The organism is Streptomyces sp. NBC_00414, assembly GCF_036038375.1.
Taxonomy (GTDB): Bacteria; Actinomycetota; Actinomycetes; order Streptomycetales; family Streptomycetaceae; genus Streptomyces.
This window is the reverse complement of record NZ_CP107935.1, coordinates 1,589,947-1,613,664: the sequence shown is the minus strand read 5'-3', so window position 1 is coordinate 1,613,664 and position 23,718 is coordinate 1,589,947. Positions and strand designations below refer to the sequence as shown.

The following is a 23,718-nucleotide window of genomic DNA, read 5'->3' as shown; positions in this document are numbered from 1 at the left end:
ATGACACAGCCCCGCGCCCCTGCCGGGGCGTCGGTGGCACCCTGGAGCCATGCCGGAACTGCCCGAGGTCGAAGCGTTGAAGGACTTCCTGGTCGGCCATCTGGTCGGCCACGAGATCATCCGCGTGCTGCCCGTCGCGATCAGTGTGCTGAAGACGTACGACCCGCCGCTCGGCGCTCTGGAGGGCCGCGAGGTCACGGCCGTGCACCGGCACGGCAAGTTCCTGGACCTGGAGACCGCCGACGGCCCGCACTTCGTCACGCATCTGGCCCGGGCGGGCTGGCTCCACTGGAAGGACCGGCTGCCCGACGGGCCGCCCCGCCCCGGCAAGGGCCCTCTTGCCATGCGCGTCGCCCTGGAGACCGGCGAGGGCTTCGACCTCACCGAGGCCGGCACCCAGAAACGGCTGGCGGTGTACGTCGTACGGGACCCGGGGGAAGTTCCCGGGGTGGCCCGCCTCGGCCCGGACCCGCTGGCCGACGACTTCGACGAGGCCCGCTTCGCCGGACTCCTGGCGGGCGAGCGCAGACAGCTGAAGGGCGCCCTGCGCGACCAGAGCCTGATCGCGGGGGTGGGGAACGCCTACAGCGACGAGATCCTGCACGCCGCGAAGATGTCGCCCTTCAAGCTGGCCTCCGCACTGACCCCGCAGGAGACCCGGCGGCTGTACGAGGCCTTGCGGGCCACCCTCAAGGAGGCCGTCGAGCGGTCCCGCGGAGTGGCCGCGGGCCGGCTCAAGGCCGAGAAGAAGAGCGGCCTGCGCGTCCACGGACGCACCGGCGAACCCTGCCCGGTCTGCGGAGACACCGTCCGCGAGGTCTCCTTCAGCGACTCGTCGCTCCAGTACTGCCCGACCTGCCAGACGGGCGGCAAGCCCCTCGCGGACCGCAGGATGTCCAAGTTCCTGAAGTGACCCCCCGGAGTCTTGCCGGTCGGCCGGCTCCGGGAAGTCGACCGGCCGGGCCTCAGGGCGCCTCGATCGTCACGAGACGCTTCCCGTCCGTCGTGCGCACCTCGTACCGGACGATGTCCGCGGGATGCATCGCCGCCGCGCCCTGCATGCCGGCGGAGGGCGCGGCGGCCCCCTTGGGCACGGTCCAGCTCAGGATGACCTGTTCCGAGTCGTCGTGGCCGATGGCGACGAGTTCGCAGGACTGGTCGGCGGAGGCGTTCTTGACCTTCGCGTCCACCTCGCTGCCGTAGGCCCGATCCTGGGTGGTGACCTCGGCCCATACGCCCGTCCCCGGATCGGTCGCGGCGAGCGTCGTGGCGCCGGAGCTCTCGTCCCCGGAGAAGACCGCCACAGCGGGCCCCCCGACGGCGAAGACCACGGCGGCGGCGACCGCGAACAGCCAGCGCCTGCGCCCGCTCCTGCGGGCCGTGACGACATCGTCCAGGAGCCGGTCCAGGAGGCCCGGTCCCGCCTGGGTCATGGGGTTCACCGAGCGTGGCGTCGCCTCGGCGTACGCCCGCAACGACCGTGTCGTCGCGGACAGTTCATGTATCTGAACCGCACACTGGGGACACTCCATGAGGTGGTCCTCGAAGCGGAAGGCATCCGCCTCGTCCAGCACGCCTAGCGCGTATGCGCCGACGTCGCGGTGGCGTTCCAGCGACCTCATACCAAATCCTCATGCCGTGCCGATGGGTGGGGGTGTGCGGGGAGTAGCTACTTGCCCACCGGTACGCAGGGGACCGCCGAATCACTCAAGTCCCGTCCGGAATGCAACCTGGAGATTCGGAGCGGTCGGGCCCACGGATTGGTCGAGGTTCGAAAAAAACTGGTCAGGGGAGTCCGCCGGGGAACTCCGTCGGGGGATCGGCCGGAAAAATCAGAAAAGATGGATCGCCAGATGGCCGAGGGGCAGCCCCAGTCGCCAGGCCGGGGTCCAGACCTTCGGGCCGTCGTCCTCCCCGATGACGGGCCCGCCGCCCGGCACCGCGTCCAGGTCGGGCGCGAGCAGCTCGGTCTCCTCCAGCCAGCGCCAGGCCGCCGTCGCCAGATCCAGATCCGGCGACGGACCGCCCGAATCGGCGGCCTCGGCCGCGAGCCCGGCCATGCGCTCGCCCACCCAGTCCTGCCACGGCTGGTCGTACGCCGTCAGCGACAGCCAGGTCTCCAGCTGTGTCACCACCCGGATGCCGGAGAGCTCGCCACTGGTGTCGGACAGGAAGATGGTGAGAGCCAGCGCGTCGCGCCCGGCTCTGAACTCGAAGGACGTGGGCGGCATCAGGTCGCCGGTCCGCAGCAGTTCGTCGGCGATGTACTCCGCGTACAACCACGCCATGGGGACGGTGAGTTCACCGCCGCCGGTGCCGTCCGTGCTCTCTTGACCTCTGTGCAGCATCCCTTCCTGCCTTCCTCCGGTGCGTACGCGTCGCCCGAACCCGGGCCCCAGTCGGGAACACGGATGAGGACAGCTGATTGCTCAACCATGATCCTCAGCAAGGCGCTTTACGGAGGCTTGACCTAACCCGCGGTTTCACCGCAGGTCGGCCGCGTATCCCGGAAGAACCCGGCGCAGGGCGCGCAGCGCGTAGTACGCGCGGGACTTCACGGTACCGGCCGGAATACCCAGGGCGGCGGCGGCCTCCGCCACGCTGGCCCCCCGGAAGTACACCTGCACCAGGACTTCACGGTGCTCGGGAGTGAGAGTCTTCACAGCCTCCCGCACATCGAGGGTCGCGACGGAGCGTTCGGCGTGGTCCGCCGAGACCCGCGCGCTCTCCAGCACGGCGTCCCCGACCTCGGCGGGCCGCGCCTGCCGGGCCCGTCGCGCGTCGATGGCCAGGCGCCGCCCGACGGTCAGCAACCAGGGCCGTACGGAGTCGAAGTCGTCGGCGCGAAGGGCTTCTGGATGCTGCCAGGCGCGTACGAACGTCTCCTGCACCAGGTCCTCGGCGCGCTGGCGGTCCCCGTCGGAGAGCCTCAGCATCAGGGCGAAGAGCGGTGCTCCGTGCTCCCGCTGCAATTCGGCCAGCTCGTGCTCGGCGGTCGTCCTGCTGGTCATGGTGATGGCGGCCGTCATGGCCGTATGCCAGCGCAGGGCGTCCCGCCGGGACAGGGCCAGGACAGGGCTCGTCGGCAGACGGTCGAACCCGTCGACGAACGGTACGACGAACGGTCAACCGGGACGGAAGGCTCCGCCTCCGCATGTGTCCGGACCTCGACGGTCCGGCCAACCGTTCGGCCGACGACCCGGCCGTCGGACCTGTCCAGGACCCGGCCGACGACCACCCGGCAGGGGCCGGCCCGCGGTCGGGGTCACGGCACCACCGTCACCGGCCAGCGGCCCGCCTTCACCAGCCGGATGGCGACGGACCCGACGATCCGGTGCCCCGCCTGCTCCGACGCGCCGACCACGACGGCGTCCGCCTTCAGCTGCTCGGCCGCCGAGACGAGCCCGTTGTACGGGTCGCCGCGGAAGGTGTGGAACTCCCAGCGCACATCGAATATGCCCTTGACCTGCTCGGCGGCCTCCTGGATGTCCCGGACCAGATCCTCGGCGATCTGGTCGGTCGTCTCGGCGACCGGGACGCCGAGCGCCGCACCCGCCGCCATCACCGGCTGTACGTACACCAGCGTCAGCAGAGCCCGCTGCCGCCGGGCCAGCCCCGCCGCGTAGGAGGCCGCGCGCAGCGAGGACTCGGAGCCGTCCACGCCGGCCATGATGACTTTGGGCCCGTCGGTGCCACGTTCGAACTGGTGGGAGTGCTGTTCCGTCACGGCCCGAGGCTATCGGAACTGGCGGATCCGGCCACCGTCCGCCCCACAGGTGCTCCCAACGGGTGTTTTTATACGACCGCACCGGTGGCGGTGTGCTGTGTCGTGCCACCGCCGGGCGACTGATTAGTCATGAATAAGGATCAGTTCCTCTCGCGGCGCCGGGCCTTGCTCGCCGGTGCCGCCGCCCTGGGAGCGGCGGGTGCGGCCGGCACGGTTCAGCTGCTCGGCACCGACGCGGGCCCGCCGGCCCGGTCCGCCTCCGGCGCCGCCCCTCCCGCAGCCGGAGCCCAGGCGAACAGAGCGGTCCGCAAGCCCTCCGCCTACCGCCTTCAGCCCATCGCCGGATACGGGCCGGCCCGGGGCACGCCCGCGCGCACCCTCGTACGGCGCGAGCCGTTCCTGCGGATGTCGGGACGTGGCCGCAGCATGGTGCTGACCTTCGACGACGGCCCCGACCCCCGCTACACCCCCGGCATCCTGCGGACCCTCAAGGCCCACGACGTGCGTGCCATGTTCTTCGTGTGCGGCGAGATGGCCGCCGACAACAAGGACATGCTGCGCCGGATGTCCGACGAGGGGCACGTCGTCGGCAACCACACCTGGTCCCACCCGCTCCTGACCAAACTGAGCAGGTCCGCGATCCGCTCCCAGATGGAGCGCACCTGCGATGTCGTCGAGGAGGCGTACGGCGAGCGGCCCGGCTGGTTCCGGGCGCCGTACGGGGCCTGGAACCGGGCCGCCTTCGAGATCGGCGCCGAACTCGGCATGGAGCCGCTCGCCTGGACCGTCGACACCCTCGACTGGACCACACCGGGCGCCGCGACCATCGAGCGCCGGGTCGTCAGGGGGGCGGGGCCGGGTGTCGTGGTCCTCGGGCACGACGCGGGCGGCAACCGCTCACAGAGCGTGCGGGCGCTGCGCGACTATCTGCCGCGGCTGCTGGACTCGGGATATCACCTCACCGTGCCCCGGCGGCAGCTCACCTAGAATCCCGGGACGAATTCCGGCCGGGGGGCTTTCGCCCACCCGGCCGGGACACGCTCAGCGGACCTCGACCAGACGGGCGAACGCGACGACGTTCCCGTCGTAGCCGTTCTGCTTGGAGAAACCGCCGCCGCAGGTGATGACCCGCAGTTCGGCGTTTCCGGTGTTCCCGTAGACCCGGTCGCCGGGGAAATTGTTCTTCTCGAATACCTCGATGCCGTAGATCTCGAACACGGCGGTCGTTCCGTCCCGGCGTCCGACCTCCACGCGATTTCCCTTTTTCAGGGCCCCGAGGCCGTAGAAGACGGCGGGTCCCTGCCGGTTGTCGACATGGCCCACGACGACGGCCGTGCCCTTCTCGCCGGGTGAGACCGCGCCCGAGAACCACCCCGCGAGATTCGGGTCCTCCGGCGGCGGGGCGTCCACCCAGCCCTCCATGTCGAGGCCCACCGGCACGGCGGGGGCGTCGACCTGGATCGCCGGGATCCTGACGCGGTCCGCCACGGAGAACGACAGGGGAGCCGGAGCGCCCGGCCGGGATCTGCCCGCGGCCGCGCTGTCCGCGGCGGCGGCCGTCGCGGGCTGCGGGGGCCCCACGTCGAACTCTCCCGAGCCATTACGAATGAGGGCGAGCCCGGTCAGCAGAACAAGCGCTATGACACCCCAGGGAGCGCGCTTCCTGGGGCGCTCCTCCTCTTCGGCCAGCTCGGACACGGACATTCGCAAACCCCTCTCGACGCGGCCGTCGCCAACGTCCGTCGCGCATACGAGAACGCTAAGCGCAGCCCGCGCGCGGGGCGACGGGAGAAGTGCGAACGGGTGGCGGAAAGGGTTGCCGTGCGCCATCCGAGTCCGGACCGGAAGTAAATTTCTGACGGTCCGTGACCTGCGGCAATATCCGATTGTGTTCCTTTTTGTCGGCGTGTCCTCTCACCAGGACGGACCATTCTCGAAATGCGGCCCTGTGCACGACAACTGAGTGTCTGTCTGGGAGGCGTTCTCTCGCCGATCGACCCGGGGACGTTCCCCGGGGCGCCTTCCGCGGAGGAACACATGCGTAGCACTCGTGCCCTGGCGGTCTCTGCGACAGCGATCGCCGCTCTCGGGCTCACCGTTCCCCAGGCCGTGGCCTGGGACTCATCGAGCAACATCGTCGCCATGCCCAGCGCCATCGCGCGGGGCGGACAACTCACCGTGACCGTCGACGGGTGCCCGAGGGGCGGCACCATGACGTCCAGGGCGTTCTCCCGAGCCGATCTCTCGCCGATCAGGAACCACAGCGAGACGTCGAAGGGAACCGCGACCATCGACAGCTCGGCCACCCCTGGCGCGTACGACATCAGGGTCCACTGCGCGGGCAAGCCCGCGCTGACGAAGTCCGCCGCCTTCACCGTCATCGGCGGGGTCCGCGGTGGTCTCGGCGGCAGCAGCTCCGACGGCGCCACGCCGACCGACATGGCGATCGGCGGCGCCCTGGTGGGCCTCGCGCTCGTCGGCGGCGGGGTGTTCTGGATGCGCCGCCGCGCCGAGAGCAGGATCTGAGCCCCGCCCCTCGGAGACGGGCTCCTCCCCGCGGAGACGGGATTCTTCCTTCGGAGACCGGATCACACGTGAACGGCCCTTCGCCCCGGACCCTCAAGGGTTCCGGGGCGAAGGGCCGTCCGGTGCGTCAGCCGCCCTGTTCGCCGGTGCGCCGGCGTGACCAGTGGTACGCCGCGCCGACCGAGCCGGCGATGAGCGCCGCCCCGAGGCCGATCTCACCCAGGTCGAAACCGCCGGCGCTGCCGCCGACGCCCGCCTTGACGCCCCGGTGGACCGGGGGGTGCGTCGGGTCGTCGGGACGGCCGGTGGCGATGGTGAGGTCCGTATGGCCGGATTCGTGCCCGCACTGGAACGTCACCTCGTACACCGCGCCCGGTCTGGCGTCCCAGTCGACGGTGGCCGAGGCGGTGGACTGTCCCTTGTGGAGCGTCACCGTGTCGAAGACGCCGGAGGAGACCTTGGCCTCCTTCTTGCAGCCGTTGACCGAGAGCGTGACGCGGCCGCCCGCGGCGATCGTCGACGGCGAGACGTTGAAGCCGAACGAGGTGATGTTGCGGTCCCGCTCCTGGTCCCCGTCGCCCTCGGCGACGGCGACGGGCGTGGCGAGGGTCAGTGCGGTCATGCCCAGCAGTGCGGCCGAGGCGACGCGTATCGCGTGCATGGTGAGTCCTCCGGGTCCCCGAGGAGCAGCCCGCGGACCGTTTCCGCTGCGCCGTACATGCACCTCGATGATCGAAACGCTAGGAAGGTGCGGGCGCGGGCGCTATCGCAGTCGCGCGAATGGGGCAACGGTGTGGGCCGAACCGGGGATCCCGTTCCTGCGCCCGGGGGACGGACACGGCGTGGCGCCCGCCCCCGGGTACGGAATTCCGGCGCGGGTCCGGCACCGGCTTTCCGGCGCCGAGAGGGAGCGCCCGCCGCTTCTCGGCACCCTCCGGACCGAGGTCACCCGCCGATCCGAGCTCACCCGCCGGCTTTGGGGAAGTGCGTCAGGAACGGGTCCGCGGTCGCCGTGATCCCGCGGCTGTAGGGCGCGTCGAAGTCCCAGATCAGGAAGAGCAGGAAGGCGATCAGCGCGGCGAACAGGCCCGCCAGGATCACCTCGCGCGCGGTGCGGCGGATCTGCAGGGCGAAGATCAGGCCCACGGTCACCACGGCTCCGGTGATCAGGCCGAACCACACGACGCCCGGCATGGTCGGCGCCGTCGAATCCGCGCGGGCGGTGCGAGCGGTGTCCGCCGCGGTCACCTGGTCGAGGAGCGGCTGATAGGCCTGGGCCTCGAAGTCCGTCCTCGGCTCGTAGTCGGTGACGTCCTGGCGGACCCGGTCCAGGAGTTCCCCTCCCCGTCCGGTGACATGGCCGTGGTCCGCCATGGTCTTCCACTCCTTGGTGACCACGTGATCGACGTAGGCGTCGATGTCCTTCCGGATACGGTCGCGCACGTCGGGCGGGTAGACGCGTACCCGCTCGTTGATCTCGTGCAGGGCCTGCGCCTCCGACTGGACGTGGTCCTCGGCGACGCCCCGCGCCTCCCAGACACCGGCGATGGCCAGGCCGAGCACGATGGCGTACACCACGCCGATCATCATCGTCATGTACTCGATGACGTCCGGGGTGTCCGACGGATCGTCGTCCTCGGAGACGGTGCGGTGCCGCACGAAGGTGACGACGAGGACGACGACGGCCGCAGCCGCCATCGCGAGGGCGAGAACAAGCCATTCCGACAAGGATTCCTCCAGGGGTCAGTGCGGGGCAGGGGTCAGCGCGGGCGCAGCGCGGCGGCGGCGAGCACGGCGGGCGCGGTGATGAGCAGGGTGAGCGACACCAGGGACGGGCCGCCGCGGGGCGGGGCCTTGCGCGCCCTGACGCGATACGGCGGATAACTCACCGGAGTCGCCGACGGACCGGGCCGCGCGTCGGGGGGCGGCGTCGGGCGTGGCGCGGGAGGCGTCGGGCGTGGCGTGGTGGGGGTCGGCCGTGGTGGCACGGGAGCGGGCGGTACGACGACCGGAGCGACGGGCTCAGGGCGTGGGGGAGCCGGTTTCGGTGGGGGTGTCGGAGTGGGGGTCGGCTTCGGCGGCGGTTTCGGTGGGGGAGGGGGTTTCGGCGGCGGGCTGGGCGGAGGGGTCGTCGGGCACGGAGTCGAGGGCGGCGGCGGAGGAGGAGGTGGGGTCGGGGTCGGGCAGGTGCCCGCCACCGAGACCGCCGAGACTCCGCCGGGGCCGGAGGAGGCGTAAGCGCACGCGTCGGCGGAGGCGGGGGCCGGTGCGCCCCCCGCGATCCAGGTCAGGGTGAGCAGCGCCAGCAGCCGTATGCCGAGGGCGAGTCGGAGCGGCCGCTTAATTCTTTTTGGTCCAGGCACGATCGCGATCATCGGTCCCCACACGCCCGCGCACGCGGTAGTGACGGTGTAATTGCCCCGAAGGAGGGACAAGAGGGTCCAAGCCGTTGCCGATCGGCTCCGCGGACGTTCCGCGGGCGGGTTCCGGCCGGGCCCTCGGGCACCTCCCTGACCAGCCCTCCCGGGCGTTATCAGAAAGAAATGTGTGCTCACTTTGAACACTCACCGCACCCCCGCCCGTACCTAGGGCCATACGCGGTGCTGAGCAGTGCCGCAACACCTATGCAAACAGCGGGAGTTACCAATGAAGACCTCCTGGCGGAGCGCCTCACTCGTAGCGTCAGCTGCGGCAGTGCTGGTGCTGACGACGGCGTGCGGTCAGGAAAAGGCGGACGATTCCACCGGTAGCCAGAACGTGGGCGCGGCGCCCGCGGCGGGTGGCTACGGTTCGGCGGGAGCAGGGGCGACCGAGACGGGTGCCGCTGCCGCGGACGGCCAGGGCGCCGTCGCCCAGAGCGCCGGCCAGCTTGCCGTGGCGGACACCGACAAGCTCGGTGAGGTGGTCACGGACAGCGCGGGCATGACGCTGTACCGCTTCGACAAGGACACGGCCGAACCCCCGAAGTCGACCTGTGACGGTGACTGCGCCACGGCCTGGCCCCCGGTCCCGTCCTCGGGTGCCGCGGCCCCGGTGGGGATCGACAAGTCCCTGCTCGGTGAGGTCACCCGTTCCGACGGTACGAAGCAGCTGACCATCGACGGTTGGCCGCAGTACCGCTTCGCGAAGGACACCAAGGCCGGTGACGTCAAGGGCCAGGGTGTGGGCGGCACTTGGTACGCCTCGGCCCCCACGGGCAAGAAGGCGTCCGCCGGCGGCGGGGGCGGTACGGCGGAAGCCGCCGACCTGCCCGGCCTGTCGACCCGCAACGACCCGGAGCTCGGCGAGGTCGTCATCGACAAGAACGGCATGACGGTCTACCGGTTCGAGAAGGACGTCCCGTGGCCGATGAAGTCGAACTGCGTCGGCGCGTGCCTGGAGAAGTGGCCGGTCGTCGAGCCGGTCGACGCCGCCGACACCAAGGGCATCGACAACAAGAACGACGGCAAGCGCGGCTACGTCATCAACAACCGTCCGGACGGGCTCAAGCAGCAGAGCATCGACTGCTGGCCGCTCTACACCTTCGCGGGTGACAAGAAGCCCGGCGACACCAACGGCCAGGGCGTCGGCGGCACCTGGTACGCGATCTCCCCCGAGGGCAAGCCGCTCGGCAAGCCGAAGTAGCCACATCGGAACAAGTGCGCACAATCACCGCTTCGCCCCCTCCGCACCGCACGGAGGGGGCGAAGCGGCTTTTTCACATGTGAACGCGCCCCGGCACGGCTTTTCGTGACTCTGCGCAGTTTCCCCCGATCTCTTTGGAATGCTTCGGGGCGATTTCGCTGGGGCCTTCCATTCGGCACGTGCCCGAGGCAGAGGTCTTGAACGGACGGTCAATTTCCGTTTCCACTCGCTCCATTGGCGGGCGATCAGTAGCCTCAGCTCGAACACCGGATCGTCTACGCCTTGGAGACATAGATGGAGCGTCCCGCCTGGGCCCCACGCGGCATCGACATCTCGGTGCCCAGTGTGAGCCGCATCTACGACTACTACCTGGGCGGATCGCACAACTTCGAGGTCGACAGGGAAGCCGCGCGCAGGGCCATGGAGTTCATGCCGGGACTCCCCAAGATCATGCAGGCGAACCGGGCGTTCCTGCGCCGCGCCGTGCGCTACGCGGCCGCCGAGGGCATCACCCAGTTCCTGGACATCGGCTCGGGCATCCCCACCTTCGGCAACGTCCACGAGGTGGCCCAGAGCGCCCGTCCGGGAGCACGTGTCGTCTACGTCGACCACGACCCGGTGGCCGTGGCCCACAGCGAGTCCGTGCTGGCCGGCAACGAGGACGCGGACGTCATCACCGCCGACCTCCGCAAGCCCCGGGAGATCCTGGCGAGTCCCCGGCTGCAGAGCCTGATAGACCTGAATCAGCCAGTCGCCCTCCTGCTCGTTGCCATACTGCACTTCGTGGAGGACGAGGACGACCCGTACAAGGCCGTGGCCGAGCTGAGGGACGCGCTGGCGCCCGGCAGTCTGTTCGTCGTCACGCACGCCTCGTACGAGGGGATCCCGCTCCCCCCGGAGCGGGCCGGGGGCGCCGTAGACGTCTACAGAGACATCCGAAACCCGCTGATCATGCGCTCGCGCGAGGACATCGCGCGGTTCTTCGAGGGGTACGACATGGTGGAACCCGGACTGGTGCCGATGCCGAACTGGCGGCCCGACCCGGCGTCCGAGGACGAGGATCCGTACTCCTTCTCGGGTTTCGCGGGCGTGGGGCGCACGGCGTGACCGCGGAGCCGGACGGGCCGGAGGACAGACTGCGCAGGTTCGCGACGATCTGGAGCCGGGCCGTCTTCCCGGTGACCGCCACGTCGCTGACCCGGCCGGAGTTCGAGCAGCGCCTGGTGCCGCTCGCCCGGCGGCTCAGCGAGGCGCTGCGGGCCAGGACGTTCGAGGCGGCCGAGGGACAGGCCGTCGGCGCCGCGCTCATCGGGGCGCACTGCACGGAGCCCGAGGCCCTGAGCGCCACACTCGACTGCGTCGACGCCTACCTGGTGCTCTACTGCGGCGGGGACGGAGCCCAGGACGCCCTGCGCGCCCGCTCCGCGCGGCTGCAGCACGCCATGGCCGCCGGGTTCGCGAAGGCGCTGCGGGAGCGGACGCTGGCCGAGCAGGAGACCATCGCACGCGCCGCCCTCCAGGCCCAGGGCATCGTCGCGGACGCGCTCCACGCGACCGAGGCACGCTTCCGCGCGGTGTTCGAGGGCGCGGCCATAGGCATCGGAGTCGCGGACCTCGACGGCAACATCCTGCAGGTGAACAACGCCCTGCTGCGCATGTTCGGCGGCACCGAGCAGCTGATGCGCGGGCGCAACGTCACCGACTGGACCCACCCCGAGGACGCTCCGCAGGTCTGGCGGCTCTACGAGGAGCTGGTGCGCGGCGACCGCGAGCACTACCACGTCGAGAAGGCCTTCTACCGGCCCGACGGAACGGTTCTGTGGACCAACCTCACCGTCTCGCTGCTGCGTGACCCGGACGGGGAGCCGCAGTACCAGCTCGCCCTCATGGAGGACACCACCGAGCGCAGGCTGCTCAACCTCCGGCTCCGGTACGAGGCGACGCACGACGCGCTCACCGGGCTGCCCAACCGCACCCTGTTCTTCGAGCGGCTCGACAAGGCACTCGCGGCAGGGGACGGCCAGCGCTTCGGGCTCTGCTACCTCGACCTCGACGGCTTCAAGACCATCAACGACAGCCTCGGGCACGCGGCGGGCGACCGGCTGCTCGTCGAGGTCGCCGACCGGCTGCAGTCCTGCGCGACCGCGCCCGGCGAGATGGTGGCCAGGCTCGGCGGCGACGAGTTCGTGGCGCTGACCACCGGGCCCGACACCGAGAGCGAGGTCGACGCGCTCGCCGACCGCATCATGAACGCCCTGATCACCCCGGTGCGCATCGACGGCCGCGAACTCACGGTCCGCGGCAGCATCGGCATCGTCGAGGGCCCCGCGGGCGAGCGCGGACCCGCGGAGGTGCTGCGCAGCGCCGACATCACGATGTACCGGGCCAAGTCGGCGGGCGGCAACCGTTACGAGCTGGCCGACGCGGAGGCCGACGCGCGGGCGATCACCCGGCACGGGCTCACCACGGCGCTGCCCGCGGCGCTGGACCGGGGCGAGTTCTTCATCGAGTACCAGCCGCTCGTCCATCTCGGCGACGGCAGTGTGCACGGGGCGGAGGCGCTCGTGCGCTGGCTGCATCCGCAGCACGGGGTGCTCGGGCCCGACCGGTTCATCCCGCTCGCCGAGCACACCGGTCTGATCGTGCCGCTGGGGCGCTGGGTCCTGGAGCAGTCGGTCCGGCAGGCCCGGGTGTGGCAGGAACGTCACTCCGACGCGGGTCCGCTGCGGATCAATGTCAATCTGTCGCCGTGCCAGCTGACCCATCCCGGCCTTGTCTCCGACACGGTGGACATCCTGGAGCGGGTCGGGCTCGAACCGAACTCGCTCTGCCTGGAGGTCACCGAGTCCGCGCTGATCGGTGCCGACGACGATCTCCTGAAGCCGCTGCGGCGGCTCGCCGAGATGGGGGTCGACATCGCGCTCGACGACTTCGGTACGGGGTACTCGAACCTGGCCAATCTGCGGCGGCTGCCGGTGAGCATCCTGAAGCTCGACCGGTCCTTCACACAGGGCATGCAGCAGTTCCCCGCCGATCCTGTCGACCTCAAGATCGTGGAGGGGATCGTCTCCCTCGCCCACAGCCTTGACCTCGCGGTCACGGTCGAGGGGGTGGAGACGGGGGCGCAGGCCGAGCAGTTGCGGCTGCTGGGCTGTGACACGGCTCAGGGCTGGTACTACGCGCGGCCCGGTCCTCCGGAGCGGCTGCACGATTTGGCGTTGGTGGACGCCACGGGGTGACCCGTGCGGGTCCCTGGCGGGGCTTGGGCCGGGGGGTGTTCTGCGGGCCGGTGGGGGCCGGCCGCGCAGTTCCCCGCGCCCCTGAGGGGGTGAGCCTGGTTCCGACGGTGCGGGTACGTCGTGGCTGGGCGCGCAGTTCCCCGCGCCCCTGAAAGACGGGGCTGCGGCCCTGTCTTTCGGCAGCGGGGGGCGCGGCCCCTGCTTTTGGGGGGCGCGGGGAACGGCGCAATCTTTTGGTTTTGGGGGCGCGGGGAACGGCGCGGCCGGCCCCCACCGGCCCGCAGACTTGAACCGCGCCCAAGCGGAACGCGGCTCAGCGTTCGAGGAGCATCCGCTGGAGCTCCCGCGCAGCCCGCGGCGGGGCCACGTCACTGCGGTGGGCCAGCGCGATGGTCCGGGCCAGCCCGGGCCGAGCGAGCGGCGTCACCCGCAGCCCCCGCCCCGACCGAGTCGCCACCATCCGGGGCACCACGGCCACCCCCAGCCCCGCCCGCACGAACCCCAGCACCGCGTCCATCTCCCCGCCCTCCACCGCGAAGTCCGGCTCGAACCCCGCGGAGCGGCACGCGGCGACGGTCAGCTCCCGCAGGTCGTACCCGTGCCGGAACATCACGAGCCGTTCCCCCTCCAGATCGGGGACACCCACGGTCCGCCGCCCACGCCCCGGAGCCGGCGCATCCGGTGACGACACCACGACCAGGTCCTCCCGCAACACCTCCACCGTGGTCAGCGCGGGCGACGGCGTCGGCAGCGGCAGGACGACGAGAGCCAGGTCGAGCGCCCCACGGGCCAGCTCCCGTACGAGGTCGTGGGAGCCGCCCTCCTCGATCAGCAGCCTGATCCCCGGATAGCGGTCGTGGAAGGCGCGCAGTACGTCCGGCAGCAGCCCCGTGCACAGACTCGGCGTCGCGCCCAGCCGGACCCGCCCGCTGCGCAGCTGGGCCAGCTCCTGCACCTCGTGCCGGGCCGTGTCCGCGTCCGCCAGGATGCGCCGGGCCAGCGGCAGCAGGGCCTCCCCGGCGTCCGTGAGCGTGATGTTCCCGCGCGCCCGGAGGAAGAGGTCGGCCCCCAACTCCCGCTCCAGCGCCTTGATCTGCTGGGAGAGCGACGGCTGGGCCACATGGACCACGTCGGCGGCCCGGGTGAAATGCCGGGTCTCGGCGACCGCCACGAAGTACTGGAGCTGCTGGAACTGCATTCCCCCATCGTACGTCCACGATAGGCAGTGGCTATGGAAACGAGCCGCACCATGTCTTGGACCGATCGCCCCGGTCGGCCGTAACGTCCCTCACATGGCTCTGGCAACGCGGACGGAACGAAAACCGTCCATGACGCGCACCGTGTGGGACTCGTCCGTCGGCAAGAAGACCGTGATGGCCGTCAGCGGCCTGATCATGCTGGGGTACCTGGTCGTCCACATGATGGGCAACCTGAAGATCTTCTTCGGGTCGGACGACTTCAACGGCTACGCGCACTGGCTGCGCACCCTCGGCGAGCCCTTCCTGCACTACGAGTGGGCGCTGTGGATCGTCCGCGTGGTCCTGGTGGCCGCCGTCGTCGCGCACGCCGTCTCCGCGTACCAGCTCAGCCGCCGTGACATCAGGGCGCGCCCCACCAAGTACGTGCACAAGAAGCCCCGGGCCAGTTACGCGACGCGCACCATGCGCTGGGGCGGGATCATCCTCGGCCTGTTCATCGTCTGGCACATCCTGGACCTGACGACCGGCACCGTGCACGCGAACGGCTTCCAGTCCGGACACCCGTACCAGAACGTGATCGACACCTTCTCCACCTGGTACGGCAACGTCGTCTACATCGTCGCCGTGCTCGCGCTCGGCCTGCACGTCCGGCACGGCTTCTGGAGCGCCGCACAGACCCTCGGCGTGGGCAGCCGCACCCGCGACCGGGCCTTCAAGACCGTCGCCAACGTGCTCGCCGTGGTGCTCACGGCGGGCTTCGTCGCCGTACCCGTGGGCGTGATGACCGGAGTGGTGAGCTGACATGACTGCTGAATTCGCCGGACACGGCACCTTCGCCGAGTACGCGACCGGGGAGCCGGTCGTCGACACGAAGGCCCCGAAAGGGCCGGTGAACGAGCGCTGGGACACCCGCCGCTTCGAGGCCAAGCTGGTCAACCCCGCCAACCGCCGCAAGCACACCGTGATCGTCGTCGGCACCGGGCTGGCCGGCGGCGCGGCCGGGGCCACGCTCGCCGAACAGGGCTACCACGTCGTGCAGTTCTGCTACCAGGACTCCCCGCGCCGGGCCCACTCGATCGCCGCGCAGGGCGGGATCAACGCGGCGAAGAACTACCGCAACGACGGCGACTCGGTGCACCGGCTGTTCTACGACACCGTCAAGGGCGGCGACTTCCGGGCCAGGGAGTCCAACGTCCACCGCCTCGCACAGATCTCGGTGGAGATCATCGACCAGTGCGTCGCGCAGGGGGTGCCGTTCGCCCGCGAGTACGGGGGGCTGCTGGACACCCGGTCGTTCGGCGGGGTGCAGGTGTCGCGGACGTTCTACGCACGCGGGCAGACGGGCCAGCAACTGCTGCTGGGGGCGTATCAGGCGCTGTCGCGGCAGATCGCGGCCGGCACGGTGGAGATGCACGCCCGCACCGAGATGCTCGACGTGATCGTGGTGGACGGGCGGGCGCGGGGGATCGTGGCCCGCGATCTGATCACCGGGAAGATCGACACGTACTACGCGGACGCGGTGGTGCTGGCTTCCGGCGGGTACGGCAACGTCTTCTACCTGTCGACCAACGCGATGAACTCCAACGCCACCGCGATCTGGCGGGCGCACCGGCGGGGCGCGTACTTCGCCAATCCGTGTTTCACGCAGATCCATCCCACCTGCATTCCGCGGACCGGCGAGCACCAGTCGAAGCTGACCCTGATGAGTGAGTCGCTGCGCAACGACGGCCGGATCTGGGTGCCGAAGGCTCAGGGCGACGACCGTCCGGCGAACGAGATCCCCGAGGACGAGCGCGACTACTACCTGGAGCGCATCTACCCGGCGTTCGGCAACCTGGTGCCGCGGGACATCGCCTCCCGGGCGGCGAAGAACGTCTGTGACGAGGGGCGCGGGGTGGGCCCCGGCGGGCAGGGCGTGTATCTGGACTTCGCCGACGCCATCGCGCGGATGGGGCGGAAGGCCGTGGAGGCGAAGTACGGGAATCTCTTCGACATGTACGCGCGGATCACCGCCGAGGACCCCTACAGCGTGCCGATGCGCATCTATCCGGCCGTGCACTACACCATGGGCGGTCTGTGGGTCGACTACGACCTGCAGACCACGATCCCGGGCCTCTTCGCCATCGGCGAGGCGAACTTCTCCGATCACGGGGCGAACCGGCTCGGCGCGTCCGCGCTGATGCAGGGGCTGGCCGACGGGTACTTCGTACTGCCGTCGACGATCAACGACTACCTCGCGCGCCACCCGCACCACGAAGCGGTCGATGACGAACATCCTGTCGTGCAGGAGGTGTTGGCCGAGACCGAGGACCGGCTGCGGCTGCTCCTCGCGGTCGACGGGGACCGCACCCCCGACTCGTTCCACCGCGAACTCGGGGAACTGATGTGGGAGTTCTGCGGCATGGCGCGTACGGAGTCGGGGCTGCGCAAGGCGCTGGAGCGGATCCCGCAGATCCGGGAGGAGTTCTGGCGGCGCATCAAGGTGCCCGGTACGGGTGAGGAGTTCAACCAGTCGCTGGAGAAGGCCAACCGGATCGTCGACTACCTGGAACTGGCCGAACTGATGTGCCTGGACGCGCTGCACCGCGAGGAGTCCTGCGGCGGGCACTTCCGGGAGGAGTCCCAGAGCCCGGACGGCGAGGCGGCCCGCCGCGACGAGGAGTTCTCCTACGCGGCCGCCTGGGAGTTCACCGAGACCGGCGACGCGCCCGTGCTGCACAAGGAAGACCTCGTCTTCGAGTACGTCCACCCCACCCAGCGGAGCTACGCATGAAGCTGACCCTACGCGTCTGGCGGCAGCCCGACGCCGACGCCGACGGAGCGATGTCCACGTACGAAGTGGACGGCATCTCGGCCGACATGTCCTTCCTGGAGATGCTCGACACCCTCAACGAGGACCTCATCCTCGCCGGGGACGATCCGGTCGCCTTCGACCACGACTGCCGCGAGGGGATCTGCGGCGCCTGCTCGCTCGTCATCAACGGCGACGCGCACGGGCCCGAGCGCACCACCTCCTGCCAGCTGCACATGCGGTCCTTCGCCGACGGCGACACCATCGACGTCGAGCCCTGGCGGGCCTCCGCCTTCCCGGTCGTCAAGGACCTCGTCGTCGACCGGTCCGCGCTCGACCGGATCATCCAGGCCGGCGGGTACGTCAGCGTGCCGACCGGGGCCGCGCCGGAGGCGCATGCCACGCCGGTGCCCAAGCCGGACGCGGACTTCGCGTTCGAGCATGCCGAGTGCATCGGGTGCGGGGCGTGTGTGGCGGCCTGCCCCAACGGGGCGGCGATGCTGTTCACCTCGGCGAAGGTGAATCATCTCAATGTGCTGCCGCAGGGGGCTCCCGAGCGGGAGACGCGGGTGCTGGACATGGTCGCGCAGATGGACGAGGAGGGGTTCGGGGGGTGCACGCTCGCGGGGGAGTGTGCGACTGCTTGTCCCAAGGGGATTCCGTTGTTCTCCATCACCGGGATGAACAAGGAGTGGTTGCGGGCCAGCCGGAAGGCGGGCAAGCGGTAGGGCTTGCCCGCCTTTGGGAACTGCGTTCGGTATGTGGGCGGGTGCGGGTGGGTGGGGGCTGGTCGCGCCGTTCCCCGCGCCCCTGAAGGGCGAAAGACTGCGCCGTTCCCCGCGCCGCTAAGGGCGAACGGACTGCGCCGTTGCCCGCGCCGCTGAAAGACAAAAGACTGCGCCGTTCCCCGCGCCCCTTGCGGGGGGCGCCCCTGGGGTTCAGCAAGCTCACACTCGGGCTCTCTCCGTGGGTTACTCGGTGGTCAGCCGGGGTCGGAAGAACAGGAGCGCACGGACCGATACACCCGGTCCGCCGCGCCGCTCCGCCGCATCCGGCCTGTGACCAGGAGAGAGCCATGACCGGCGTTTCCACGCTCGACAGCCCCCCACTGTCGACCACACCCACCCGCTACACCGTCACCCTCGCCCGCGACGAGTCCGACGTCCGGGCCGCACAGCGACTGCGCCACGACGTCTTCGCCGGCGAGATGGGCGCCCTGCTGGCCACCGAGCAGCCCGGCCTCGACGTCGACGCCTTCGACGCGTACTGCGACCACCTGCTCGTCCGCGACAACACGACCGGCCAGGTCGTCGGCACCTACCGGCTGCTGCCTCCCGAGCGTGCCGCGGTCGCCGGACGGCTCTACTCGGAGAGCGAGTTCGACCTCGGGCCCCTCGCCGGGATCCGCTCCGGTCTCGTCGAGGTCGGCCGCTCCTGTGTCCACCCCGACCACCGCGACGGCGCGGTCATCGGCCTGATCTGGGCCGGCATCGCCCGCTACATGACCGACAGCGGCCACGAGTGGCTGGCGGGCTGCTGCTCCATCCCGCTCGCCGACGGCGGGGCCCTCGCCGCGGGCACCTGGGACCGGGTGCGGGACAAGCACCTGGCACCCGAGGAGTACCGCGTACGGCCGCTGCTGCCCTGGAACTCCGAGGGGATCGCCCGGGCAGGCCGCGCCGAGCTTCCCCCGCTCCTGCGCGGCTACCTGCGCCTGGGCGCCTGGGTCTGCGCGGAGCCGGCGCACGACCCGGACTTCGGCGTCGCCGACCTGTACGTGCTGCTGTCGATGCGCCGGGTCAACCCGCGCTATCTGCGGCACTTCCTCTCCCTCGTGCCCGCGTGATGAACGCGTCCCGCATGGGTGTGCTCCTGCGTCCGCGCCGCACCACGGTGCCCCTCGCCGGGCCGGGCACGGGCGGTGCGGCGCTCCTCGGCACCGGAAAGGTGCCGCGCCCGCGACGCGGCGGCTCGCCGGTCTCCTCCGCGCCGGCCGTCTCCGCCCCGTCAGCCGTCTCCGCCCCGGTCGTCGCCGTGCCGGTCGTCGTACGTCCGGCCGGGACGGCACCGGCTGCCACTCCCGCCACCCCGGCAACCCCAGCCGCTCTTCCCGCCCCCGCCGCTCCTTCCGCCCTCGCGAGCGTCTGGCTGCCCAGTGCCCCCTGCACTCCGGGGGCCTGCGTGGAGTCCGTGCGGGCGGTCGCCGCCGTACCGCGTGCCGGGCTGCGGCTGATCTCGCTGCTCTTCGTGGTCGCCACCGGGGTCGTACTGATCCCGGTCGCCGCGCGGGTTCCCGCGGCCCGGCGCGACCGGCTCATCAGGGCATGGTGCCGGACGATCGTGCGCACCGCGGGCGTCCGGGTACGTGCCACCGGCGCGGCCCCGCCCACCGGGGGCCTGCTGCTGGTGGCCAACCACATCTCCTGGCTCGACATCCCGCTGCTCGCCGCCGTCCGCCCCGGCAGGATGCTCGCCAAGGCGGAGATCCGGCAGTGGCCCGTGGCCGGGGCGCTCACCGCGAGCAGCGGCGCGCTGTTCATCGAACGCGACCGGCTGCGCGCGCTGCCGGAGACGGTCGGGCGGATCGCGGAATCCCTGCGCGGCGGCGGGGCGGTCGTGGTCTTCCCCGAGGGCAGCACCTGGTGCGGCCGGGCCCAGGGCCGTTTCCGCCGGGCCGCCTTCCAGGCCGCCCTCGACGCGGACGCGGCCGTCCAGCCGGTGCGTCTCCACTACCGGCACGACGGGGGCGCGGTCAGCACCGCACCCGCCTTCGTGGGCAGCGACTCGCTGCTCGCCTCGGTGTGGCGGGTCGTGTCGGCCCGCGACCTCGTGGCCGAGGTGCACGTCCGGCCGGTGCTCCCGCCGGGCTCCGCCCCCGACCGGCGGGCCCTCGCCCGGGCCGCCGAAACGGCCACCACCCCCTCCGCCTGTGCCGCGCACCCGGCAAGCCGGGCGAAGCCGGAGGCGTCCACTCATCCGGTCACCGGGGCCAACACGGAAGCGCTCGCACACCCCTGACGGACCGTCACCGAACCGGGGTACCGTCCCCGCATGTATCCCGGAGCGTACGACCCCGCCAGGACGGCCGTCGTCACCGCCGACGGCGGCCGTACTCTCACCTACGGCCAGTTGGAGGACCGCTCCCTGCGGCTCGCCGACCACCTGCGGTCAGCCGGGCTGCGCGTGGGCGACCATCTGGCGCTCCTCTCCGACAACGACCCACGTGTCCTGGAGGTCTACTGGGCGGCACTGCGCTCCGGCCTCTATCTGACCGTGGTCAACCACCACCTGACCGCCGACGAGGCCGCCTACATCGTCCGCGACTGCGGCGCGAGGGCGCTCATCGTCTCCGCACCGCTCGCCGAACTCGGCCGCGAAGTACGTGCGTCGGCGCCGGACACCGCACTGCACCTGGGCTTCGACGACGGCTCGTACGAGCGGGCTCTCGCCGACGCCTCACCCGAACCGCCCGAGTACCAGCCCCGTGGCGTCGACATGCTCTACTCGTCCGGCACCACCGGCCTGCCCAAGGGCATCGCGCCGACCCTGCCCGAGGGTGACATCCGCGAGGAGATGAGCATCCCGCAACTGCTCTTCCAGCCCCTGTACGGCTTCGGCGAGGACAGCGTCTACCTCTGTCCGGCCCCGCTCTACCACGCTGCGCCGCTGCGCTTCTGCTTCGTGCTGACCGCGACCGGCGGCACCATCGTCCTCATGGACTCCCTGAACTCCTTCGACCCGCGAGGGGCGTTGGCGGCGATCGAACGGCACCGGGTCACGCACAGCCAGTGGGTGCCCACCATGTTCGTACGGATGCTGAAGCTGCCGGACGAGGTGCGCGCCGCCTACGACGTGTCGTCGATGAGGGTCGCCGTCCATGCCGCCGCACCCTGCCCCGTCGAGGTCAAACGCCGGATGATGGACTGGTGGGGACCCGTCCTGTACGAGTACTACTCGGCGACGGAGGCCAACGGGATCACCTTCGTCAGCCCGGACGAATGGCTGCGCAAGCCCGGGACGGTGGGCCGCGGCGGATTCCTCGGCGAGCTGCGGATCTGCGACGACGACGGCAAGGTGCTGCCCGTCGGCGAGACCGGGACCGTCTACTTCGAGCGCGACGAACTCCCGTTCCGCTACCACAACGACGAGGCCCGCACCCGGGAGGCACAGCACCCCGACCACCCCGACTGGACGACCACGGGCGACATCGGGCACGTCGACGAGGACGGCTACCTCTTCCTCACCGACCGCAGGGCGTTCACCATCATCTCCGGCGGCGTGAACATCTACCCGCAGGAGATCGAGAACTGCCTCACCCTGCATCCGAAGGTCGCCGACGTCGCGGTCGTCGGTGTCCCGGACGCGGAGATGGGCGAGGCGGTCAAGGCGGTCGTCCAGCCCGCCCCCGACGCGACCCCGGGTCCCGGACTCGAACGCGAACTCCTCGACTTCGTCCGCGACCGCATCGCCCACTACAAGGCACCCCGCAGTGTGGACTTCACGGACGAGATCCCGCGTACGCCGACCGGCAAGCTGGCCAAGTCCCGCCTCCGAAAGGCCTATTGGCCCTGACGCGGCAAGTCCTGACGAGGCAAGTCCTGATACGGCGGCCGGGCGGAACCCGGGTCAGCCGAGGCCCGCGACCCTCGCCAGCCTCCGGTACGAGTCCAGCAGCGCGTCCCGGTCGTACGTACTGGTCGTGACCAGGACCTCGTCGGCGCCGGTGTCCTTGATCACCGTCTCCAGCTCGTCGGCGACCTCGTCCTCGGTGCCGGCGATGTGCCCGGCGAGCCCGGACTCGTGGAAGCCGCGCTCCCGGTCCGTCATCGTCAGGGCCTCGACGCGCTCGGCGGGCGGCAACGGCGGGAACGTACCGTGCGTGCGTGAGTACGCCATCGACCAGGCCTCGGGGAGCAGCAGACGGCGGGCCTCCTCGGGGGTCGCCGCGACCGCGACCGTGCCCGAGATGACGACGTACGGCTCCCGTGCCCAGGCGGAGGGGCGGAACGATTCCCGGTAGTGGTCGACACCGCGCCGCATCTTCTCGCGGTTCCTGAGGTCACCGATCACCATCGGCAGGCCGGCCCGGGCGGCGATCGTGGCGCCCTCGCCCATGGCCAGCACGAACGGCGCCACGGTCAGGCCCTCGGCGGGGTACGCGTGCACGCCGGTCGGGGACGTGCCGCGGAACCAGCCGAGCAGCTCGTCCAGCTGGGCCGCGAAGTCGTCGGCGACGTCCTTGTCCCGGCCCAGCGCCTTCCGTACGCCGTCCGTGAACCCGACGGAGCGGCCCAGGCCCATGTCGATGCGGCCGGGGAACAGGGACTCCAGGACACCGAACTGCTCGGCCACCACCAGGGGCTGGTGGTTGGGCAGCATCACACCGCCCGTGCCCACCCGGATCGTGCGCGTCGCGGCGGCGACCGCGGCGGCCAGCACGGTCGGCGCGGACCCCGCGACCCCCGGCACGCCGTGGTGCTCGGAGACCCAGACCCGGTGGTAGCCGAGCTCCTCCAGCTCCCGCGCCAGCCGGACGGTGTCGCGCAGCGCCTCGGGCGCCGCGTGCCCCTCACGGGTGCGGGAGCGGTCGAGGACGGAGAAACGGGTCGACGCGATCACAGAGCTCACACGGTGTTCAACAGCGGTGGCGCCCCAGGATTCCCGGCCGGGCGGATGAGAAGTGGCGCAAGATCGCGTCCTAGGCTGGCCGCCGTGACGAACAACAGCAGGACACGCCCCGAGTCGGACGCGCGCAGGCCCCTTGCCGTCTTCGACCTCGACGGCACGCTCGCCGACACCGGGCACCGGCAGCGGTTCCTGGAGGGCCGGCCGCGGGACTGGGACGCCTTCTTCGCCGCAGCGCCGGACGATCCGCCGCTGGCCGAGGGGGTGGCGCTGGCGCTGGAGCACGCCCGGGAGTGCGAGGTGCTGTATCTGACCGGGCGGCCCGAGCGCTGCCGCAAGGACACGGAGGCCTGGATCGCCGCCCAGGGGCTGCCCGAGGGCCGTATCCGGATGCGCCGCAACGACGACCGCAGGCCCGCCCGGCGCACCAAGCTGCAGATCCTCCGCGAGCTGGACCGCAGCCGCGAGATCCGGGTGCTGGTGGACGACGACGAGCTGGTGTGCGAGGAGGCCGAACGGGCCGGGTTCACCGTCGTACGGGCCCGCTGGGCCGCCGCGTCGGCGGCGCTGAAGGAGGCGCAGGAGCGCGACGGGCGGACCTGAGGGGCCCTGCCTGAGGGAACCCCGGGTCCGCCCTCGTTCCCGCCGTGCCACTGGCGTTCCCGCCGTGCCACTGGCCGGCCCGTGCCATGTGCGGGCCGGCCGGGGCCGTCGGCGGGCGGTCGTCAGGCCGAGTCCTCCAGGCGGAAGCCGACCTTCAGGCCGACCTGGTAGTGCTTGACCTGCCCGTCCTCGATCTGTCCGCGCACCTGCGTGACCTCGAACCAGTCGAGGTTGCGCAGCGTCTGCGAGGCCCGGGCGACCCCGTTGCGGATCGCCTGGTCGATTCCCTCGTGCGAGGTACCGACGATCTCGGTGACCCGATAGGTGTGGTCGGACATGCGGGTGCTCCTCTCCGCCGTGGCCCGTGTGCCACGTGTCGTTCCA

The 23,718-nt window shown here is 71.1% G+C and carries 25 protein-coding genes; 13 read left to right on the top strand and 12 right to left on the bottom strand.

Annotated elements, in window-relative coordinates:
* The first annotated feature begins 49 nt into the window (after positions 1 to 49).
* Positions 50 to 913, top strand: coding sequence for an Fpg/Nei family DNA glycosylase (locus tag OHS59_RS07125; RefSeq protein WP_328492539.1), 864 nt, complete (start codon positions 50 to 52; stop codon positions 911 to 913).
* Positions 914 to 965: 52 nt separating this feature from the next.
* Here OHS59_RS07125 and OHS59_RS07120 read toward each other — a convergent pair whose 3' ends face one another.
* The 4 genes from OHS59_RS07120 to OHS59_RS07105 all read right to left on the bottom strand — a co-directional run bounded on the left by OHS59_RS07120 (position 966) and on the right by OHS59_RS07105 (position 3,727).
* The gene (locus OHS59_RS07120; RefSeq protein ID WP_328492538.1) at positions 966 to 1,622 is read right to left on the bottom strand and encodes an anti-sigma factor family protein; all 657 of its coding nucleotides are present in this window, start codon (positions 1,620 to 1,622) and stop codon (positions 966 to 968) included.
* A 210-nt stretch (positions 1,623 to 1,832) separates the two neighbouring features.
* A complete protein-coding gene (locus tag OHS59_RS07115) occupies positions 1,833 to 2,348 on the bottom strand; it encodes a hypothetical protein (protein ID WP_328492537.1) in 516 nt (171 codons plus the stop codon).
* A gap of 135 nt (positions 2,349 to 2,483) precedes the next feature.
* Positions 2,484 to 3,029 carry a sigma-70 family RNA polymerase sigma factor gene (locus OHS59_RS07110; protein ID WP_189779141.1) on the bottom strand — a complete coding sequence of 182 codons (546 nt, stop codon included), beginning with the start codon at positions 3,027 to 3,029 and terminating at the stop codon, positions 2,484 to 2,486.
* Positions 3,030 to 3,265: 236 nt separating this feature from the next.
* Positions 3,266 to 3,727 carry a universal stress protein gene (locus tag OHS59_RS07105; RefSeq protein WP_328492536.1) on the bottom strand — a complete coding sequence of 154 codons (462 nt, stop codon included), beginning with the start codon at positions 3,725 to 3,727 and terminating at the stop codon, positions 3,266 to 3,268.
* Between the two features lie 129 nt (positions 3,728 to 3,856).
* Between OHS59_RS07105 and OHS59_RS07100 the strand changes: the two genes are divergently transcribed.
* Positions 3,857 to 4,714 carry a polysaccharide deacetylase family protein gene (locus OHS59_RS07100; RefSeq protein WP_328492535.1) on the top strand — a complete coding sequence of 286 codons (858 nt, stop codon included), beginning with the start codon at positions 3,857 to 3,859 and terminating at the stop codon, positions 4,712 to 4,714.
* A gap of 54 nt (positions 4,715 to 4,768) precedes the next feature.
* Here the strand turns inward: OHS59_RS07100 and OHS59_RS07095 are convergent, their stop codons facing one another.
* Complete coding sequence (locus OHS59_RS07095; protein ID WP_328492534.1) at positions 4,769 to 5,431, bottom strand: class F sortase; 663 nt, start codon at positions 5,429 to 5,431, stop codon at positions 4,769 to 4,771.
* A 333-nt stretch (positions 5,432 to 5,764) separates the two neighbouring features.
* Between OHS59_RS07095 and OHS59_RS07090 the strand changes: the two genes are divergently transcribed.
* A complete protein-coding gene (locus OHS59_RS07090; protein WP_328492533.1) occupies positions 5,765 to 6,253 on the top strand; it encodes a hypothetical protein in 489 nt (162 codons plus the stop codon).
* A 127-nt stretch (positions 6,254 to 6,380) separates the two neighbouring features.
* Here OHS59_RS07090 and OHS59_RS07085 read toward each other — a convergent pair whose 3' ends face one another.
* From OHS59_RS07085 to OHS59_RS07070, 4 genes are all read right to left on the bottom strand, one after another.
* Positions 6,381 to 6,914 carry a hypothetical protein gene (locus tag OHS59_RS07085; protein WP_328492532.1) on the bottom strand — a complete coding sequence of 178 codons (534 nt, stop codon included), beginning with the start codon at positions 6,912 to 6,914 and terminating at the stop codon, positions 6,381 to 6,383.
* Between the two features lie 302 nt (positions 6,915 to 7,216).
* A complete protein-coding gene (locus tag OHS59_RS07080; protein ID WP_328492531.1) occupies positions 7,217 to 7,981 on the bottom strand; it encodes a bestrophin-like domain in 765 nt (254 codons plus the stop codon).
* 32 nt (positions 7,982 to 8,013) lie between these two features.
* Positions 8,014 to 8,142, bottom strand: coding sequence for a hypothetical protein (locus OHS59_RS07075; protein ID WP_267030316.1), 129 nt, complete (start codon positions 8,140 to 8,142; stop codon positions 8,014 to 8,016).
* 133 nt (positions 8,143 to 8,275) lie between these two features.
* Positions 8,276 to 8,497, bottom strand: coding sequence for a hypothetical protein (locus OHS59_RS07070; protein WP_328492530.1), 222 nt, complete (start codon positions 8,495 to 8,497; stop codon positions 8,276 to 8,278).
* Between the two features lie 402 nt (positions 8,498 to 8,899).
* Here OHS59_RS07070 and OHS59_RS07065 point away from each other — a divergent pair, with 402 nt between their 5' ends.
* The 3 genes from OHS59_RS07065 (at position 8,900) to OHS59_RS07055 (ending at position 13,116) form a co-directional block, all read left to right on the top strand.
* Positions 8,900 to 9,877, top strand: a complete 978-nt coding sequence (locus OHS59_RS07065) for an SCO0930 family lipoprotein (RefSeq protein ID WP_328492529.1) — start codon at positions 8,900 to 8,902, stop codon at positions 9,875 to 9,877.
* A gap of 294 nt (positions 9,878 to 10,171) precedes the next feature.
* On the top strand, positions 10,172 to 10,984 hold the full coding sequence (locus OHS59_RS07060; RefSeq protein WP_328492528.1) for an SAM-dependent methyltransferase: 813 nt from the start codon (positions 10,172 to 10,174) through the stop codon (positions 10,982 to 10,984).
* Positions 10,981 to 13,116 (top strand): putative bifunctional diguanylate cyclase/phosphodiesterase, encoded by a 2,136-nt coding sequence (locus OHS59_RS07055; protein ID WP_328492527.1) that lies wholly within the window; start codon positions 10,981 to 10,983, stop codon positions 13,114 to 13,116. Before OHS59_RS07060 ends, OHS59_RS07055 begins: the two co-directional genes overlap by 4 nt.
* A gap of 313 nt (positions 13,117 to 13,429) precedes the next feature.
* Here OHS59_RS07055 and OHS59_RS07050 read toward each other — a convergent pair whose 3' ends face one another.
* The gene (locus OHS59_RS07050) at positions 13,430 to 14,314 is read right to left on the bottom strand and encodes a LysR family transcriptional regulator (RefSeq protein WP_328492526.1); all 885 of its coding nucleotides are present in this window, start codon (positions 14,312 to 14,314) and stop codon (positions 13,430 to 13,432) included.
* Positions 14,315 to 14,408: 94 nt separating this feature from the next.
* Here OHS59_RS07050 and OHS59_RS07045 point away from each other — a divergent pair, with 94 nt between their 5' ends.
* From OHS59_RS07045 to OHS59_RS07020, 6 genes are all read left to right on the top strand, one after another.
* The gene (locus tag OHS59_RS07045; RefSeq protein WP_328492525.1) at positions 14,409 to 15,116 is read left to right on the top strand and encodes a succinate dehydrogenase; all 708 of its coding nucleotides are present in this window, start codon (positions 14,409 to 14,411) and stop codon (positions 15,114 to 15,116) included.
* Position 15,117: 1 nt separating this feature from the next.
* On the top strand, positions 15,118 to 17,088 hold the full coding sequence (locus tag OHS59_RS07040; protein WP_328492524.1) for a fumarate reductase/succinate dehydrogenase flavoprotein subunit: 1,971 nt from the start codon (positions 15,118 to 15,120) through the stop codon (positions 17,086 to 17,088).
* The gene (locus OHS59_RS07035; protein WP_328492523.1) at positions 17,085 to 17,834 is read left to right on the top strand and encodes a succinate dehydrogenase/fumarate reductase iron-sulfur subunit; all 750 of its coding nucleotides are present in this window, start codon (positions 17,085 to 17,087) and stop codon (positions 17,832 to 17,834) included. The genes OHS59_RS07040 and OHS59_RS07035 overlap by 4 nt, the downstream gene beginning before the upstream one ends.
* Before the next feature lie 347 nt (positions 17,835 to 18,181).
* Positions 18,182 to 18,952 (top strand): GNAT family N-acetyltransferase, encoded by a 771-nt coding sequence (locus tag OHS59_RS07030; protein ID WP_328492522.1) that lies wholly within the window; start codon positions 18,182 to 18,184, stop codon positions 18,950 to 18,952.
* A gap of 302 nt (positions 18,953 to 19,254) precedes the next feature.
* Complete coding sequence (locus tag OHS59_RS07025; protein WP_328499086.1) at positions 19,255 to 20,124, top strand: lysophospholipid acyltransferase family protein; 870 nt, start codon at positions 19,255 to 19,257, stop codon at positions 20,122 to 20,124.
* Between the two features lie 33 nt (positions 20,125 to 20,157).
* Positions 20,158 to 21,678: an acyl-CoA synthetase gene (locus OHS59_RS07020; protein WP_328492521.1), complete on the top strand. Its 1,521-nt coding sequence runs from the start codon at positions 20,158 to 20,160 to the stop codon at positions 21,676 to 21,678.
* A gap of 54 nt (positions 21,679 to 21,732) precedes the next feature.
* Here OHS59_RS07020 and OHS59_RS07015 read toward each other — a convergent pair whose 3' ends face one another.
* Complete coding sequence (locus OHS59_RS07015; RefSeq protein ID WP_328492520.1) at positions 21,733 to 22,734, bottom strand: LLM class flavin-dependent oxidoreductase; 1,002 nt, start codon at positions 22,732 to 22,734, stop codon at positions 21,733 to 21,735.
* An 84-nt stretch (positions 22,735 to 22,818) separates the two neighbouring features.
* Between OHS59_RS07015 and OHS59_RS07010 the strand changes: the two genes are divergently transcribed.
* Complete coding sequence (locus tag OHS59_RS07010; RefSeq protein WP_328492519.1) at positions 22,819 to 23,334, top strand: phosphatase domain-containing protein; 516 nt, start codon at positions 22,819 to 22,821, stop codon at positions 23,332 to 23,334.
* Between the two features lie 122 nt (positions 23,335 to 23,456).
* Here the strand turns inward: OHS59_RS07010 and OHS59_RS07005 are convergent, their stop codons facing one another.
* A complete protein-coding gene (locus tag OHS59_RS07005; RefSeq protein ID WP_328492518.1) occupies positions 23,457 to 23,672 on the bottom strand; it encodes a dodecin in 216 nt (71 codons plus the stop codon).
* Positions 23,673 to 23,718 lie beyond the last annotated feature (46 nt).